Source organism: Nostoc sp. PA-18-2419, assembly GCF_005869855.1.
GTDB lineage: Bacteria > Cyanobacteriota > Cyanobacteriia > Cyanobacteriales > Nostocaceae > Nostoc.
In genome coordinates, this window is sequence record NZ_SZNH01000006.1 from 25,262 (window position 1) to 43,176 (window position 17,915).

The following is a 17,915-nucleotide window of genomic DNA, read 5'->3' on the forward strand; positions in this document are numbered from 1 at the left end:
CTCATATGCCTAAATTATTAACCATTGCTATTCCTACTTATAATCGAGCTGAATTATTAGATAAACAGTTAGCATGGCTAGCTCAAGCTATCAAAGGTTTTGAAGAGGACTGTGAAATTTTAGTTTCTGATAATTGTTCAACAGACAATACTCAACAAGTAATCCAAAAATGGCAAAAAATCCTTAGTCCTATTACATTCAAATCAAATAAAAATTCCCACAATTTAGGTGTAGTGAAAAATATTATGTATTGCCTAAATTCTGTAACAACAAAGTATGTTTGGACAATTGGTGATGATGATCCAATTCAGGATAGAGCCATTAGTTATGTTATCAGTAAACTCAGACAACACGAAGATTTATCATTATTGTTTCTCAACTTTTCTGGTCGCAATCAAGTTACTGGTGAACCAGTTCATCCACCCACAATTATTGGTAACCGCTGGTTTGATATAGATAATGAAGATGGTAATGGCGATAGTAAAGCTATATTTGAACATTGTTTTTCCAAAAGTGTCGGTGCAGTCATTTTTTTGACGGCTACAATCTACCGTGCTGATTTAGTAAAACGCGCTTTACAAATTTGGCGAGATGCTGAAAACAACTGGATATCTTTAGCATATTTAGCTGGATATTGTGCTGCCAATGGTAATGTAATTGTCACCAAGGAGACTTATTTAGAATGTGTTGTTGGTGTGAGTTATTGGCAGAAAGAACCAAAATCTGCACTGTTAATGCAATATAAACACATACCAGAAGTAATTTTAAAATTACAAGAAAATGGATATTCTAAGCAGTTTTGTAGACGGATGCTTTTACAAAACGGCAAAGAAGTCAACTGGAAAGTTTTCTTAGGTGCTTTAAGAAGATGGCCGATGTCCGCTATCAAGACAGTAATTCCATTTTTGGCTTTAATCAGCTTGTCTGCTTTCGATGTGATGGTTTCTAAAGACTTGAAATTAGCAGAGTCAAATGAAATATCTAGTCAAGAAATGCGGAGTTATAAACCATAAACTAGTCAATATTTGAGAATTATACATCAAAAATTAGGAGGTCTTGATAAAATGTTGAGTGCAATTAAACGTAAAATATTTACATTGTATTCTGATTTTGAATACTATGTAGCTCGTTGGAAGCATAGCAGGAAATTGCCGGTATTAGAAGCAGGCGATCGCCAAATCCTAAATGCTCTCAAAAAAGACGGTGTTTATATTACAACTCTTGCAGATTTAGGGTTAGATTCTAATTCAGAATTCCTAAAGGCTGCTTACCAACAATTATCTCAGATGGAAAATCCAAATAATGTCCATCTAGATGAAAGATTGCCACAAATTTATACAGTGACATGTATACCAGAGATTTTTAACTGGGGAAAAGAGCAAAGACTACTCAATATCATTGAAAATTATATTGGTCTTCCTGTTGCTTTTCATGGCGTACATTTACGCAAAGATTTTCCTAGCAAACATCAATTTGGAACATTGCTATGGCATAGCGATGCGGAAGACCGCCGGATTATCAAAATCTTCATTTATTTAACTGACGTAGAAAAGAAAAGTGGCCCCTTTGAATATATTCCTCGTTCCTTAGCTCCTGTATTCAGTTGGAAATATATTCAGCTTTACTACAAACTTTTCAAGTCAAATTATATGGGTATTGATGATGAACAAGTGAAACCAATTATCCCGAAATCAGCTTGGAAATCCTGCCCAGGCCCAGCAGGTACAGTGATTATTGTAGATACCAAAAATGCCTTACATCACGGCACAGTGCGTACAGAAGAACGGTCAACATTATTCTTATGTTACACAGCGAACCCTCCAGAAAGACCAGACCTTTGTACGCAATATTGGGATGATACTTATCACAGAGTAGAGTTACGTTCTGCATTAGATGAAGTTAAAGCTTAGGTTTCATATACAGACGTAGCGGAAAGTCAGAGGGGAGGAAACGTCCGCTCAGAACTTTCCAAGACAAAGGCGGACAGACAAGAGTGAGTAAGTCAAGATTTATCTTAAAGGAATCAATATGATTTTTAGTGAAACTGAACTTAAAGACGCATTCATTATTGACTTAGAAGAAAAACCAGATAGTCGTGGTTTTTTTGCCCGGACTTTCTGCGCTCAAGAATTTGAAGCACGGGGTTTGAAGCCGACAGTTGCCCAGTGTAACTTGTCTTTTAACTATAAAAAAGGCACTATTCGGGGAATGCACTATCAAAGTTCACCAGCAGCAGAAACAAAATTAATTCGCTGCACTAAGGGCGCTATCTATGACGTAATTATTGATATGCGTCCTGAATCTCCTAGCTTTTTATCACACATTGGTGTAGAACTAACTCCAGAAAACCGCCGCGCTTTGTATGTTCCAGAAATGTTTGCTCATGGCTATCAAGCACTCACAGATGAAACCGAAGTTGTATATCAAGTAGGAGAATTTTACACACCTGGATATGAGAAAGGTCTACGCTATGATGACTCTTTTTTTAACATTAATTGGCCTCTAGATGTGACTGAAATATCCGAAAAAGACTTAAATTGGCCACTTTTAAGAATGATGACTGTCGGGGCCACAACTTCCAATTAATCTCACCTCCTCTGTGTGAAAAAAAATTAATTAAGGTAGAAATAAATGCCAAATAATATTCTATCTCTTATTAACAACACCATCTCTTTTATCACCAAAAAAATCCAAACTCGTATTAATTACGCCAAAACCTTACAAGTTGTTTCCCTCAAACCCAAACAGCCTTCTCAAGGAAATGTTCTTCTTTCTTATCGAATTGAGCCATTTTTATTAAAACCAGGTCAGCCAATGCCTAATGACCATACTTGGTATTGGGAAGTTAAGCAAATAGCCCAAACTTTTTTAGATTTGCGCTACAACGTTGATGTCATCCAGTTTCATAATGATAAATTCGTTCCTCAAAAAGATTACGCATTTTTCATTGATATTCGTCATCGGATGGAAGCACTGGCGCCAAAACTGAATAAAGATTGCATCAAAATTTTTCACGTTGACATTGCAAATATGGTGTTTCGGAATGCAGCTGAATGTAATAGGCTTCTAGAACTCCAACAGCGCAAAGGAATTACCTTACGTCCACAGCGATTTGAAATGCCTAACTTGGGAATTGAATATGCTGATTGTGCTACAGTTTTGGGCAACGATTTTACAGTTGGTACATTCAAATATGCCAACAAACCGATGTATCGTATTCCCATTTCTTCACCTGTTGTTTATCCCTATCCTGAGAAGAAAGATTTTACAGCAGTCAGAAACAATTTCCTCTGGTTTGGTGGTAGCGCTCTAGTTCTTAAAGGATTAGATTTAGTTTTAGATGCCTTTGCTCAAATGCCAGAATACCATTTAACGGTTTGTGGCCCGATAAGTAATGACAAGGAATTTGAGCAGGCTTTCTATAAAGAACTCTACCAAACACCAAATATTCATACTTACGGTTGGATTGATGTTAGTAGTCCTGAGTTTATAGAGGTGACAAATAACTGTTTAGGACTTGTTTATCCTTCGGTTTCCGAAGGACAATCTGGAGCAGTAATCAGTTGCTTACAAGCAGGATTAATTCCGATTTTAAGCTACGAATCTGGTGTGGATATTTGCGATTTTGGTGTGATTTTTGATAACCTTTCCTTAGAAGAAATTAAAACAAAAGTTAGAAGTATTTCTAGTTTACCTGTAGAAGACCTGAAAGTTATGTCTCGAAAGGCATGGGAATACGCAAGAACAAATCATACCAAAGAACAGTTCACTCAAGCATATAAAAATGCTGTGCAACAAACCATCGAAGACCACAAATCTAAAAAACAGAGTTATTTCATAGAGTCTAGTAAACAACTAATTAGTAGAACTTAGCCCCGAGGAATGTAAATTGCAGCTATACAAACTAAGTCTGTCTAGCAGACTCAGAGAGTGGGAAACCGAAGTTAAGAGGGTTTTGCCTGTATAGCTGGGATTTATATTCGCTTGGTGGAAGATACCACTAATACCAATTACCTCTGAAAATGTACTTAATAACTATTTGTAACTAATTATTAAGTGCAAAATTATTCGGAATTTGTAACACAACAAACAGTTCTATAAAGGAGTTTAGTTCATGATTATTATCGATCGCGCCTTACAAGCTAGAGCAGCAGCAGGCAATCCTATTAAAGTTGGGATGATTGGTGCTGGTTTTATGGGTCGAGGAATTGCCAACCAAATTGTCAATTCAGTCCCAGGAATAAAGTTAGTTGCTATCTTTAATCGTCAGATTGATGCAGCTAAACAAGCTTATTCAGAAGCAGGAATTGAAGATATTCAAGTTGTTGCAACTGTTGGCGAATTAGAAGATGCGATCGCCAAAGGTAAATATGCAGTCACAGAAGACGCTAAGTTACTGTGCCGCGCCGAGAGTATCGATGCACTCATCGAAGTCACAGGTGCGATCGAATTTGGCGCTCAAATCGTCATGGAAGCGATCGCCCATCGCAAACATGTGATTATGATGAATGCCGAACTTGATGGCACCATTGGCCCCATCCTCAAAGTCTATGCGGATAGAGCAGGCGTCATCCTCAGCGCTTGTGATGGCGATCAGCCAGGGGTGCAAATGAACCTCTACCGATTTGTCAAAAGCATTGGTTTAACTCCCTTATTGTGCGGTAACATTAAAGGACTTCAAGACCCCTATCGCAATCCCACCACCCAGGAAGGATTTGCTAAACGTTGGGGTCAAAAGCCCCACATGGTGGCTAGCTTTGCCGATGGAACCAAAATCTCCTTTGAGCAAGCGATCGTTGCTAATGCCACAGGCATGAAAGTCGCCAAACGCGGAATGCTCGGATATGACTTCAACGGCTACGTTGATGAAATGACCCAAATATATGATGTTGAACAACTCAAACAACTGGGTGGTATCGTCGATTATGTAGTTGGAGCCAAACCCGGCCCTGGCGTATATGTATTTGCGACTCACGACGACCCCAAGCAACGTCACTATCTCAACTTATACAAATTAGGTGAAGGTCCGCTTTACAGCTTTTATACTCCTTATCACCTCTGTCATTTTGAAGTTCCGCTTTCCGTAGCGCGTGTAGTTTTGTTCGGCGATGCAGTCATGTCTCCCCTAGCAGGCCCCTTAGTAGATGTTGTCACCACCGCCAAAATTGACCTGAAAGCCGGAGAAACCTTAGATGGCATCGGTTACTACATGACCTACGGACAATGCGAGAATTCCGATATCGTCCAACAGCAAAATCTTCTACCAATCGGTTTAGCCGAAGGATGTCGCCTCAAACAAGACATTTCTAAGGATCGAGTCCTCACATACGAGGATGTAGAATTACCCGAAGGCAGACTTTGCGACCAACTACGAGCCGAGCAAAATAGCTATTTCGCCCCAGAAAAAATTCTGGCGACAGTTGGGTAATAGGGTTTCATATTGTAGACGCCGGGATGAGGAGATGGGGAGATGGGGGAGAAATAATTATTCCCCATTCCCCATTCCCCAGTCCCCAGTCCCCAGTCCCCAGTCCCCAGTCTCCATCTTCTTTGAATTCATGAAAATTGCTCTAGTCCACGATTATTTAACCCAGCGGGGTGGGGCAGAGCGTGTATTTGAACTGCTTTGTAAGCGTTATCCCGAAGCAGACATTTTCACATCTGTGTACGATCCGCAAAAAACTATTGATTTAGGCGATCGCATAGTCAACACAACTTTATTACAAAAAATTCCCTATGCAGCAAAGTATTTTAGGTCAATGGCACCTTTATACTTTCCTGCTTTTCGTGCCTTAGATTTACAGGACTACGATTTGATTATTAGTAGTAGCACCAGCTTCGCTAAAGCAGTGCGAAAAAATCCCAATGCTCGCCACATTTGCTTTTGTCATAATGTTACCCGTTTCTTATGGGATACGGCAACTTATTTAAAGGAATATGGAGACTATAAATATTTTGCTTCTTTAATTGAGCAAGTATTCCAAGTCATGAGAAAGGTAGACCTGAAATATGCACAGGAGCCTGACCTTTATATTGCTAATTCTAGTGTTGTTGCCCGCCGAATTGAAAATATTTATGGCAAACAGGCAATGATGGTTAACTATCCCATCGATACGAGTAAATTTGTTTTTTCTAATATTAAAGATGAATATTATCTCGCCTCGGCTCGGATGATTAGCTATAAACGTCTTGATATCATAGTCGAAGCTTTTAATTGGCTAGGCTGGCAACTGTTAATATCAGGTGATGGCCCAGAGCTAGAACATTTAAAATCCAAAGCCTTACGAAATATTCAATTTTTGGGACACGTAAGCGATCACAGACGCAAAGACTTATTTTCTAAAGCCAAATCAATTATTGTAGCAGCTCTAGAAGACTATGGATTAGTTCCAGTAGAGGCTAATGCTAGCGGCACACCAGTTATTGCCTATGGAGCAGGTGGAGTATTAGATACTCAAATTCCTGGTGAAACAGGAGTCTTTTTTAAAAGACAAACACCTGAATCTTTGCAAGTTGCATTACTAGAGGCTAAGGGAATTTCTTGGGATTATGATCGCATTCGTAATCATGCAGTTACAAACTTTTCTGAAAAGGCATTTTTTAGTAAAGTTGAGCAAATTATTAATCAAGCTTGTGGTATATATCATCCTAATTTGGAATTTTAGATTTTGGCTGACAATTTTTTACTAGATGATTGTTAGATAAATTTACAATCATCCTATCTATTCAAATTTGGTATCAACACATTTGATATCTTAACTGTTAGTGTAGATTGCCGTTGGCATAGCCTCTCGTAGAGAAGACAAGGATAATAAAAATGGTTCAAACTAGCCTAAGTTCTCAGATAACTCCAGTTTCGGAAACTGAACCAAGTTATGGACAAATGTTTAGCGTCTTGGTTCGGAGATTTCCTTGGTTTTTAGTAGTATTTATTGGTTCTATTACTATTGCTGGTATGGTAACTTTAAAGACTAAACCAACTTACAGAAGTTCGATGCAACTGCTAGTAGAACCTAACTATCAAGGTAAGACAGAAGCAGGTGGAGTAGAAAATGAGTTTACCGACTCTAATGTGGTAATAGATACTGCAACCCAGCTTAACTTGATGCAAAGTTCGGGTTTAATCCAAAAAGCAGTTGATAAACTTCAGTCTGAATATCCAGACATCACTACAGATGAGATTAAAGGTTCTTTGGTCTTAAGTCAATTAAGAAGCAAAGAAGATAATGTTGCTACTAAAATATTTCAAGCTGAATACACTGATAAAGACCCACAAAAAACCCAAAAAGTTTTGGGCGCAATTCGACAAGTTTATGTTGAATACAACAAACAACAACAGGATTCGCGTTTACAAAAGGGTCTGCAAATTATCCGAGAACAGTTAAGTAAAGCCAGTGAAGAAGTCAAAGCAGCTGAGACAAACCTCCAAAGATTTCGCAGAAACCAAAATTTAATTGATCCAGAATCACAGGCTAAAGCAATTGAGACAGCTTTAAACAATATTGCCCAAGAACGTCAGACAACTCGTTCTCAATATGGTGAAGCTTTAGCACGTCAAAAATCTTTAGAAGAACAACTTAACCGTACTCCACAGAATGCTTTAGTAGCTTCGCGTCTGAGTCAATCTACTCGCTATCAAAGCTTACTCAACGAAATTCAAAAAACAGAACTAGCGCTATCACAAGAACGCTTACGCTTTACAGATGCAACTCCTAGCGTGCAAAAGCTCAAAGAACAGCTTCAGAGTCAGAAGGAATTATTGCAACAAGAGGTAGGAAGAACTTTAGGCACAAAGTCTGCTAGTACATTTATTTCTGGAGACTCTCTGTTAGAAAAAGGACAGCTTGGTCAAATTGACCTCAACCTTGCTAGTCAGTTAGTAGAAACTCAAACAAATTTAGTTGCTTTAAGTGCCCGCGACCAAACTTTGGCTAAAAAAGAGAATGAACTGCGTTTTGAAATCAAACGCTTTCCACCTTTATTGGCTTATTACAATCGGATGCTACCGCAGCTACAATTTAGCCGTGAAAGATTAGAACAGCTTTTGAGGGCAGAACAACAATTACGGCAAGAACTTGCTAAGGGTGGATTTAATTGGGAAGTTGTAGAAGAACCTCAAAAAGGCGCACAATTAGGCCCTAATCCCCAGCAGAATTTGCTCTTAGGTGCAGTGGTTGGGTTAATGTTAGGAGGAATTGCTGTCTTTATTCGGGAATCGATTGATGATTCAGTTCATACTACTGCTGAGTTAGAGAAGCAAATACCCCTACCATTGTTAGGAACAACTCCCAAATTACCGCCAGCCAAACCGAGAGAATCAATGATTAAATTGCCTTTCGGCAAGCCAGAAGTTCTCGCACCTTGGACAATTCAAGTATTACAATCTCCACCGCGTTGGGAATCGCTCGATCTGATTTACAAAAACATCGAACTTTTAAATACTGTTTCTAATTTAAAATCTTTGATGGTCACTTCGGCTTTGCCGGATGAGGGGAAATCAGCTTTAGCGTTGGGTTTGGCAATGAGTGCTGCGCGTTTACATAAAAGGGTACTGCTAATTGATGCCAACTTACGCGATCCTAGTCTGCACGAACAGTTGAATCTTCCCAACGAACAGGGGCTTTCAACTCTATTGTCTAGCGATGCTACTCTACCCAACCAGATTAGTATTCAGTACACAGGTTCAGCTTACATCGATATTTTGACCGCTGGGCCAAAACCTGCTGATCCGGCTAATCTGTTGAGTTCTCCTCGGATGATGCAATTGATGGCAGCATTTGAGGAAAACTATGATTTGGTACTCATAGATGCTTCCCCAGTTCTCGGCATGGTGGATGCCATGCTCACTGCATCATCCTCTCGTAGTGTGGTTATGGTGGCAAGCATCGGTATTGTGACCCGAAGCCAGTTGACTCAAGCCACAGCTATGCTCAGCAAGTTAAACTTGATTGGAGTTGTAGCAAATGGAGTATCAAACTCTAGCAGTAATTACGTACCTTATATGAAACAACAGCAATTAGCCCTGCGCCAAGCTGTGGAAAAATAGATTAGGCATGGGGTATTGGTGAGCCGGTGCGATATCTACAATTTACGCCAGAACACATATCTTTTTAAGTAGGGTAGCACAGCTGTGCTACCCTACAAATGTATCAAAATATATAAAAATTTCAATTTATTACTATCAGGAAAAATTCTATATATTTATGCTATCTTTATAAGTTTGCAGAAGAATTACTGACTAATTAAAGACTAAATAAAGAATTTATTTGAGCGCTCGCTATTTCTACATCCTCTTATATTCTAGAGATTAAAGCACTTCTAAAAAGTTAGAACACAAGAGTGGATTGGTTTTGTTACTATCGACCCAAGAAACACCTCAGGATAATTAAGATATAGATTCATGGGTAATTTTTCTCTACACTCTACTACCAGTAGTTACTTAAAAAATTCCGATTACCCACGCATCTGGAAATAATATTGCTCGTAATTAAGCATAAGATTTCAGACCCTTATCTCCACAGATAGCTTAGTTTTAGATAGAGTCTAAATCACTGTCTTTAACATAATTACGAATTAGCTTGATAGCTTTTGATAACACCTCAGCAATTCACTCTTGTATCAACGCGAAGACATTATGACGACTTCAATAATTCCAGTTATAGAGAATTTTTATGATCTAACCCCACAACACCAAGATAGTTGCTTTGGAGAATGCACGCTTTTGTGGCGACGGGGTAAACTGTTGGTGAAGCCACCAGGACTAGTCAAACTACCATATTTGGCTTCATTAAATAGTCAGCGATCGCTAGTAGAATGCTTAAAACATTCTCCTGTAAATTTAGTGAGCATAGATGTAAAACTGGGTAAAGATTTACTACAGTTTTGGGCAGATGCCTGCGAACAAGCTCATAAGCCAATATTCTTACGCATACCCGCTAACAAGAAACAGCTAAAACAAGGTAATCAAACCTTGAGATGGTTACAGCAAATAATTGATTGGATTGTTGCTTTTTCGTTGCTGTTATTACTCAGTCCAGTTATCCTAGGATTGATTATATTGATGCAAATTTACTCACCAGAAACACTTTTTTGCCATGAATGGCGTGTTGGAGAAAGAGGTAGACTTTTTCGAGCCGTTAAATTTTCCACGACACTAAACGACAACATCACACCGTTAGGGCGTTGGATGCATAAATATAGTCTCAACAATTTACCATTGTTACTTAACGTACTGCGCGGTGACATGAGTTTGATGATATCTCGTTGTTGGACTTTAACAGATGTAATACAACTAATTGAAGAAGAATACACAATTGAAAATTCAGAAATTTATCTGTACGGTAATTGATTGATGGTTTCACCGTCAGGATTCAGAATCTAGAATTTACAAGACTTTAATATCCAAGTTGAAGAATTTCAATAGAATCAAGCAACTGTGTTATTAATTCTAGATTTTCTAATTATTCTGAATTCTGACTTATGAATTCTGAATTTTCAGTTTTTATATGCTAAGTTATTGTTAAAAAAATTCATGCTTTTCAAACTTCCTCAATCAATCAGCAATCTGCTCAAAGCTACAAATTTTTGGCAAGAAAACTATTTAATATTGCGAGAATTTACACACTTTCGCAAAATAGCAACGTTAGCTCTAATATTCTCAATTTTTGCAGCAACATTTGAGGGTGTAAGTATTGGCTTCTTGCTCTCATTTTTACAAAGCTTAACTAGTCCAAATGCTCAACCTGTTCAAACAGGAATAGAATGGTTTGATATTTTGATTTTGGGAGCAAAGACATCTGCACTTAATCGTCTATACCGGATATCTTCGCTGATTTTATTGAGTACTTGGTTACGCGTTGCTTTCAATTATTTTGCCCAAGTTTACATTGAATTATCTCAATTGTATCTTGGCGATCGCTTACGTAAGCAAATTTTTGAACAGCTGCAAGCATTATCGCTAAGTTACTTTGCCAAAACTCGCTCTGGGGAGCTAATTAACACAATCACCACAGAAATCGAGAGGATAAGACAAGGCTTCAGTGCCGGAGCTTTTTTGATTACTAGAGGACTAACAACTTTTGTCTACTTAATATCAATGTTTTTGATATCATGGCAATTAACTTTGATTTCAGCATTGATATTTACCCTTTTAGGTGTAGGATTATCGAATTTAAATGCCAGAGTCAGAGAATCAAGTTTTGGCATGACAACTGCTAATGCTAATTTTACATCGACAGCCGTAGAGTTTATTAATGGGATTCGCACAGTTCACTCCTATGGTACTCAAGAATTTGAGCGCCAGCGTTACTACAAAGCTAGCGATAAAGTAGTAAGTACTACAACTAAAGTTGTTTTCACTTGGACACTTGTCAAGCCAATTGCCGAAGGGGTAGCTACTACGGTATTGGTGGGAATGATTATTTTGGCATTCACTAGTTTAGTTAGTAATGGAACACTACAAGTCGCTTCTTTATTAACATTTTTCTTTGTACTATTTCGTTTTATCCCATTTGTTCAAGATATTAATGGCACCAGAGCATTTCTTAGTACTTTACATGGCTCAGCAGACAACATTAAAAATTTGTTGAAAAGTGATGATAAAAATTATTTTCAAAATGGAAATATTAAGTTTAATGGGTTAAAAAGGTCAATAAATTTAGTATCTGTGGATTTTGGCTACGACGAGAAAAATTTGGTGTTGCATAATATTACCCTAACCATCGAAAAGGGAAAAATGACAGCATTAGTCGGAGCTTCCGGTGCTGGTAAAACAACCCTTGCAGATTTGATTCCCCGATTTTATAATGCCACAGAGGGGAGTATTTTTATCGATGAAATTGATATCCGACTGTTTGAAATTAACTCCCTGCGTCGCAAAATAGCTGTTGTCAGTCAGGATACTTTTATCTTCAATACCACAGTTTGGGAAAATATTAGTTACGGGACTAAAGAAGCTACAAATGATGAAATTCAAGAAGCTGCTAAATTAGCAAATGCATTAGAATTTATTTTAGAAATGCCAGAAGGTTTTAATACCCAATTAGGAGATAGGGGTGTTAGATTATCTGGAGGGCAAAGACAGCGAATTGCTATTGCACGGGCGCTACTACGGAACCCAGAAATTTTAATTCTGGATGAAGCAACGAGTGCTTTAGATTCTGTATCCGAGCGCTTAATTCAAGATTCATTAGAAAAGCTATCTGTTGGCAGAACAGTAATTGCGATCGCTCACCGTCTTTCTACTATTTCTAAAGCAAATAAAGTTGTGGTATTGGAAGCAGGGCGGATAGTAGAGCAAGGCAAATATCAAGAACTACTTGGACGCAAAGGGAAGCTTTGGGAATATCACCAAATGCAATACTATAATTCGTAATTCGTAATGCTCACTGGAGGCGAGAAGCAAGCTACGTAATTCGTAACGATGCTTGTTCCTCGCTAACGTAATTCGTAATTTATTAATTATGAATTGGTTATTTTGCTCAATTAGTTATAGGTTTAAAAAGAAAAAACAATGGTAAATTTAGGCTACCATACTGCTAAAACTCAGGGTAAATTTAATCGCTCTTTATATAAAGCAGTGCTTTCTCAAATTGTCAGTATCCCGATAAAACAAACTCAGCAAGTTCCGATAAGTGTCTATGCTTTATCATGTGAACGCGATTTGCCAGAGCAAGTGGCAAGTATCCGCTCATTCATTCATCATGTTGGCGTTCCAGATACATTCACAGTGGTTTCTGATGGCAGTTACACTGATTCTAGCTGTAATTTACTCTGTCGCATCCATCCCTGCGTTCAGGTAGTACTTTTACGAAACTTTGTGAGAACAGATTTACCTCAATGTGTTGTTGATTATGCCCAACTACATCCGATGGGTAAAAAATTGTCGGCATTAATGTCAATTCCTATTAATGGAACTACAATTTACACTGATTCAGATATTTTATTTTTTCCTGGAGGCATAGACTTAATTAATTTAAGTAACTCAGATGATAAATTCTCCCTTTATTTAGCTGATTGTTCTATGTCGCTAGACAAACGAATTATTTATGATGAGTCTGAGAAATTAAATCCAGTCAATGGGGGATTCATCTTATTTAGACAGGAATTTGACTGGGATTTTGCTATTAAACGTTTAGCAAATCTTCCAGAAGCTCCTAGTTATTTTACTGAACAAACAATTGTACATTTGACAATGCATCACAATCATGGTCAGCCTCTATGTCCAAAAAAATATGTTCTCAATGTAGAAGACCAGTTTATCTATCCAGATAAATCTGCAAGTAAAAATATTGCTCTTAGGCACTATGTTAGTGATGTTAGGCATAAATTTTGGTTCAATGTTGGTAGATAAACTGATGAGATAGAGCTTATATACACGAATAACTAAATTAATAATTATGTGGAAATAATTAAAAATTAATGCCTAAAATAATTAATAATCTCAAGCCAAATAAATTGTACGGAGAAGTTTTTGCAGAAAACCTGATTTATCAATGCTCCAATTTTGAAGTAGGTGAAGGCGGAGGTGTTGAAACTTATTTAGGTTCTTTGTTTGAACATCGTTCGTCTGATATTAGCGATCGCGTGATCAAATTGCTCAATAATCTTGACCAAAGCCAGTTCAAATTACTGCATCTCCACAGTCCAGATTTACTATTGCAGCTTACAGGTGAATGTCCTACAGCTTTTAGCGTTCATAATCATGCATTGTATTGTCCTAGTGGTACAAAGTATTTAGCTGGAGAGCGGACAATCTGTGAGCGCAACTTTTCTTATTTAGGATGTACCTGGGGTAAATTAGTAGATAAATGCGGTAGCCGTAAACCTTTAAGAACTTTTAGAGAAATTCAAGGTACTCAACAATTTTTAAATATATTAAAAAATCTAAAAGTTACCTTTATTGCTAATAGCGAATATATCCGTCAAGAGTTAATTAAAAGCGGTATAGCAACCGAGCAAACTGTCACAGTACATTGTGGAATTTCTCTGCCCAAAATACCAACTGCACCCCTAAACTTAGAAGTCCACCAAAATCAAAGAATTTTATTTGTTGGTCGGATTGTTTCTGATAAAGGCTTAGAATGGTTGATTAAAACCTTAATACATACAAATCGGCAAATTCAACTTGATATTGCAGGTGAAGGTTGGGAACGACCACGCTTAGAAAAATTAGCAAATACCTTGGGATTGAGTAACCGAATTACTTGGCATGGTTGGTGCGATCGCCATCAATTAAATCAACTATATCAACAGTGTTTTGCAGTCATCTTTCCCAGTGTTTGGCCTGAACCTGCTGGTCTTGTGACTCTTGAAGCATATGCTCGTTATCGACCTGTAATTGGTAGTGCAGTCGGAGGTATTCCAGAACATTTACATGATGGAGAAACGGGTATTCTTGTTCCGAGTAATAACATTAAAAAACTAGCCCAAGCCATTAATTGTTTGTCTACAGATTATCAAAAAAGCCGAGAGATGGGTGTACAAGGTCATGCTTTATTGATAAAAAAATTTACAATGGATACTCATATAAAAAATCTGCAAACAATTTATGCAAAAACAATAGCCGAATTTTATTCTCCAGATAAAAAATTATAGAGGATTCCTCAAGAAATTAATAGAGAAAAATATGTCATTGCATCAACAACCATTAGTCAGCGTTATTATTCCTACTTATAATCGACCGGAGTATCTCAAGCAAGCGATCACTAGCGCTGTCGAACAAACTTATCGAAATATTGAAATTATTGTTTCTGATAATTGCAGTCTCGAAAATCCCCAAGCCATTGTCACATCTTTTGACGATTCACGCATTCGATTTTGGCGACATCAGCAAAACGTCGGTATGCTTGCTAATCAGCAACATGCCTTTAAAATGGCGCAAGGTAAATATGTTGCTAGCCTTCACGACGATGATATGTGGAATCAAGACTTTTTAGCAAAACTTGTACCACCATTAGAACAAAACCCTGACTTAATTCTCGCTTTTTGCGACCAATATATTATAGATGCAAATGGTATAATTAATCATATTGGAACTGAACAGAATACACGCAGTTACAAGCGTGACAAACTTAGACCAGGAATTCATCAACCTTTCTCCAAAATTGGATTGATAGATAAAAGCATACCCACTGCTGCATCTTGTGTAATTCGTAATAACTTTGTTGATTGGGATAGTATTCCCCTAGAAATTGGTGGAATGTGGGATTTATATTTAACCTATCTCTGCTGTATATCTGGTCATGGTGCTTACTACTATCCACAAAGACTAACGCGATATCGTGCCCACGAGCAAACTGATACCATGCTTAGTGGTAGTCGAGATGTACAGGCAAAAATTCGCAAAGCTAAAAACGAAATATTTTGTTATCGAGCCTTAATGGAAGACACTCGCCTACAAGAATTTAGCACACACTTTCAACAAAAATGGTTAGAAGCTAATACCACATTAGGAATTGGTTTACTGCGAAACGAACAAATAGCGGCAGCACGTTCTTATTTTTGGCAGGCATTGAAAAAACAAAAATTTAATCTGCGAACTATCGCTGCACTGACTCTCAGTTTTACTCCGCGAATTTTCACAAATAAATTAATCGGATTCTCGAAATAATATATAAGCTGTGATGAATTATATAGTTATTATTAACGAACTACAAACAACATAAATAAAACTCTCCTCAACTCTCTCTGTGCCTCTGTCTTGGAAAGTTCAGATGCCTGCGGCAAGCCGCAAAGCGTCTACGGAGGAAACCTCCGCTCAGACTTTCCGCTGCGTCTGTGCGTGAGCTTTTCTTCCTAAAAAAATAGTGTATGAAACTTTGCATTATTACCCACAAAATTAAAAAAGGTGATGGTCAAGGTCGAGTAAACTACGAAGTTGCCCAAGAAGCAATCCGTCGTGGTCATCACCTGACATTATTAGCCAGTGAAATTGCACCAGAACTAGAACATAACACTCAAGTTGATTGGATTCAAATTCCAGTCAAAGGCTATCCCACCGAACTTATTCGTAATTTCATCTTTGCTCAAAAAAGTGCAAATTGGTTACACAAACATCGCTCTAACATTGACTTAATCAAAATCAATGGCGCGATTAATATGGCCGCTGCTGACGTGAATGCTGTACATTTTGTCCATAGTTCGTGGTTGCGATCGCCAGTTCACATTTCCCGCAATCGCCGAGATTTATATGGTTTGTATCAGTGGCTATTTACTGCTTTTAACGCCCGTTGGGAAAAACAAGCTTTTCAAAAAGCTCAAGTCGTTGTAGCCGTATCCGAAAAGGTAGCCCAGGAATTAATTAACATTGGCGTACCCCGTTCTCGCATTCAGGTAATTGTCAATGGAGTAGACCTCGAAGAGTTTACCCCTGGTACAAGCCACCGCCAACAATTAGGTTTACCAGAAAATGTCACCCTATCACTTTTCGCCGGAGACATCCGCACTCCCAGAAAGAACTTAGATACAGTCCTGCACGCCTTAACCAAAGTTCCCGATTTACATCTGGTAGTGGTGGGTCACATCGAAGGTAGTCCCTTCCCCCAATTAGCCGCTTCCTTGGGATTAAACGAACGCGTGCATTTTGTGGGATTTCGCCGTGATATCCCCGAAATTATGCGGGCAGTAGATTTATTTATTTTTCCTTCCCGATATGAAGCTTGCAGCCTCGTATTGTTAGAAGCACTTGCTTCCGGACTGCCGGTAATTACTGCCACAGCTACCGGAGGTGCAGAGTTAGTAACACCACAATGCGGCATCGTCTTACCCGACTCAGATGATATCGATGCATTGGCAATGGCGCTGATGTCTATAGTAAGCGAACAAGCGCTGATGCAACAAATGAGTCAAGCTGCTCGTTCTGTAGCAGAACAACACAGCTGGACTACTATGGCACAAACTTATGTGGATCTATTTGAGGAGTTAAGCAAGAATGCGGAACACCGTTCTCATACCAACTTATCGCCGTCCACAAGACCTCTCACGCTGCCTTTTGGCGCTACAGGAGCAAACTAAACCAGCCCATCAGGTGATAGTGGTTGTCCGCGACACTGATGCAGAAACTTGGGAATTTCTCTCTACCAGACGCTATACGAACGCCCAATTCAAAGCAGACATACCACTCCAAACTGTGAGAGTCACCCAACCGGGGGTAGTAGCAGCCCTCAACGCCGGACTGGCAGAGGTGGAGGGCGATATTGTTTCCATTACTGATGATGATGCTGCACCCCACCCCGATTGGTTAGAGCGCATCGCCGCTTACTTTACCTGTGATAGTCGCCTTGGCGGTCTTGGTGGGCGTGATTGGATACATCATGGCAACAAACTAGAAGATGACTCCCGCCTGATAGTTGGTCGGTTGCAGTGGTTTGGGCGCGTAATTGGCAACCATCATCTAGGAGTAGGAGAACCCCGCGAAGTCGATGTTCTCAAGGGCGTAAACATGAGTTTTCGCAAAGAGGCTATTGGGCAATTGCGCTTTGACGAGCGGATGCGAGGTACAGGAGCGCAAGTACACTTTGAAATGGCATTTACGCTGGCATTAAAGCGAGCTGGTTGGAAAATAATTTACGATCCTAACGTTGCTGTAGAACATTACCCAGCACAACGTTTTGACGAAGACCGACGAAACAACTTTAATGAAATTGCCTTAATTAATTTAGTTCATAATGAAACCCTAGTTTTATTAGAACATCTATCATTTATCCATCGAATTGTATTTTTATTTTGGGCAATATTAGTTGGAACTTGCGATAGTTTAGGTTTAATCCAATGGCTAAGATTTCTACCCAGCCAAGGACAATTAGCAACTAAAAAGTTGTTAGCATCTTGGTCTGGACGGTGGCAAGGATATAAAAAATTCGTAATTCGTAATGACGCTCGTTCCTCGCTACCGCTTCGCTAACGTAATTCGTAAT

14 protein-coding genes are annotated in these 17,915 nt (G+C 38.7%); all 14 read left to right on the forward strand.

Going from position 1 to position 17,915, the window contains the following annotated elements; translation table 11 throughout:
- Positions 1-5 precede the first annotated feature (5 nt).
- Positions 6-1,013, forward strand: a complete 1,008-nt coding sequence (locus FCR06_RS08235) for a glycosyltransferase family 2 protein (protein ID WP_138498472.1) — start codon at positions 6-8, stop codon at positions 1,011-1,013.
- Positions 1,014-1,064: 51 nt separating this feature from the next.
- Positions 1,065-1,910, forward strand: coding sequence for a phytanoyl-CoA dioxygenase (locus FCR06_RS08240; protein ID WP_138498474.1), 846 nt, complete (start codon positions 1,065-1,067; stop codon positions 1,908-1,910).
- A 118-nt stretch (positions 1,911-2,028) separates the two neighbouring features.
- Positions 2,029-2,586 carry a dTDP-4-dehydrorhamnose 3,5-epimerase gene (gene rfbC, locus FCR06_RS08245; protein WP_138498476.1) on the forward strand — a complete coding sequence of 186 codons (558 nt, stop codon included), beginning with the start codon at positions 2,029-2,031 and terminating at the stop codon, positions 2,584-2,586.
- Positions 2,587-2,631: 45 nt separating this feature from the next.
- Positions 2,632-3,873: a glycosyltransferase gene (locus tag FCR06_RS08250; protein ID WP_138498478.1), complete on the forward strand. Its 1,242-nt coding sequence runs from the start codon at positions 2,632-2,634 to the stop codon at positions 3,871-3,873.
- A 241-nt stretch (positions 3,874-4,114) separates the two neighbouring features.
- Positions 4,115-5,428, forward strand: a complete 1,314-nt coding sequence (locus FCR06_RS08255) for an NAD(P)H-dependent oxidoreductase (protein WP_138498480.1) — start codon at positions 4,115-4,117, stop codon at positions 5,426-5,428.
- A 130-nt stretch (positions 5,429-5,558) separates the two neighbouring features.
- Entirely contained in the window at positions 5,559-6,665 is a 1,107-nt protein-coding gene (locus FCR06_RS08260) for a glycosyltransferase (RefSeq protein WP_138498481.1), read from the forward strand.
- A gap of 152 nt (positions 6,666-6,817) precedes the next feature.
- Positions 6,818-9,046, forward strand: a complete 2,229-nt coding sequence (locus tag FCR06_RS08265) for a GumC family protein (protein ID WP_138498483.1) — start codon at positions 6,818-6,820, stop codon at positions 9,044-9,046.
- A 588-nt stretch (positions 9,047-9,634) separates the two neighbouring features.
- On the forward strand, positions 9,635-10,348 hold the full coding sequence (gene hepC / locus FCR06_RS08270) for a heterocyst development glycosyltransferase HepC (RefSeq protein ID WP_138498485.1): 714 nt from the start codon (positions 9,635-9,637) through the stop codon (positions 10,346-10,348).
- A 183-nt stretch (positions 10,349-10,531) separates the two neighbouring features.
- The gene (hepA, locus tag FCR06_RS08275) at positions 10,532-12,373 is read left to right on the forward strand and encodes a heterocyst formation ABC transporter subunit HepA (RefSeq protein WP_138498487.1); all 1,842 of its coding nucleotides are present in this window, start codon (positions 10,532-10,534) and stop codon (positions 12,371-12,373) included.
- Between the two features lie 138 nt (positions 12,374-12,511).
- Positions 12,512-13,351 (forward strand): hypothetical protein, encoded by an 840-nt coding sequence (locus tag FCR06_RS08280; protein WP_138498489.1) that lies wholly within the window; start codon positions 12,512-12,514, stop codon positions 13,349-13,351.
- Between the two features lie 68 nt (positions 13,352-13,419).
- Positions 13,420-14,595, forward strand: coding sequence for a glycosyltransferase family 4 protein (locus tag FCR06_RS08285; RefSeq protein WP_138498491.1), 1,176 nt, complete (start codon positions 13,420-13,422; stop codon positions 14,593-14,595).
- Between the two features lie 31 nt (positions 14,596-14,626).
- Positions 14,627-15,610: a glycosyltransferase family 2 protein gene (locus FCR06_RS08290; RefSeq protein WP_138498493.1), complete on the forward strand. Its 984-nt coding sequence runs from the start codon at positions 14,627-14,629 to the stop codon at positions 15,608-15,610.
- Positions 15,611-15,810: 200 nt separating this feature from the next.
- Positions 15,811-17,013 carry a glycosyltransferase family 4 protein gene (locus tag FCR06_RS08295; protein ID WP_138498495.1) on the forward strand — a complete coding sequence of 401 codons (1,203 nt, stop codon included), beginning with the start codon at positions 15,811-15,813 and terminating at the stop codon, positions 17,011-17,013.
- Entirely contained in the window at positions 16,931-17,902 is a 972-nt protein-coding gene (locus FCR06_RS08300; protein ID WP_138498497.1) for a glycosyltransferase family 2 protein, read from the forward strand. Before FCR06_RS08295 ends, FCR06_RS08300 begins: the two co-directional genes overlap by 83 nt.
- Positions 17,903-17,915: the final 13 nt, after the last annotated feature.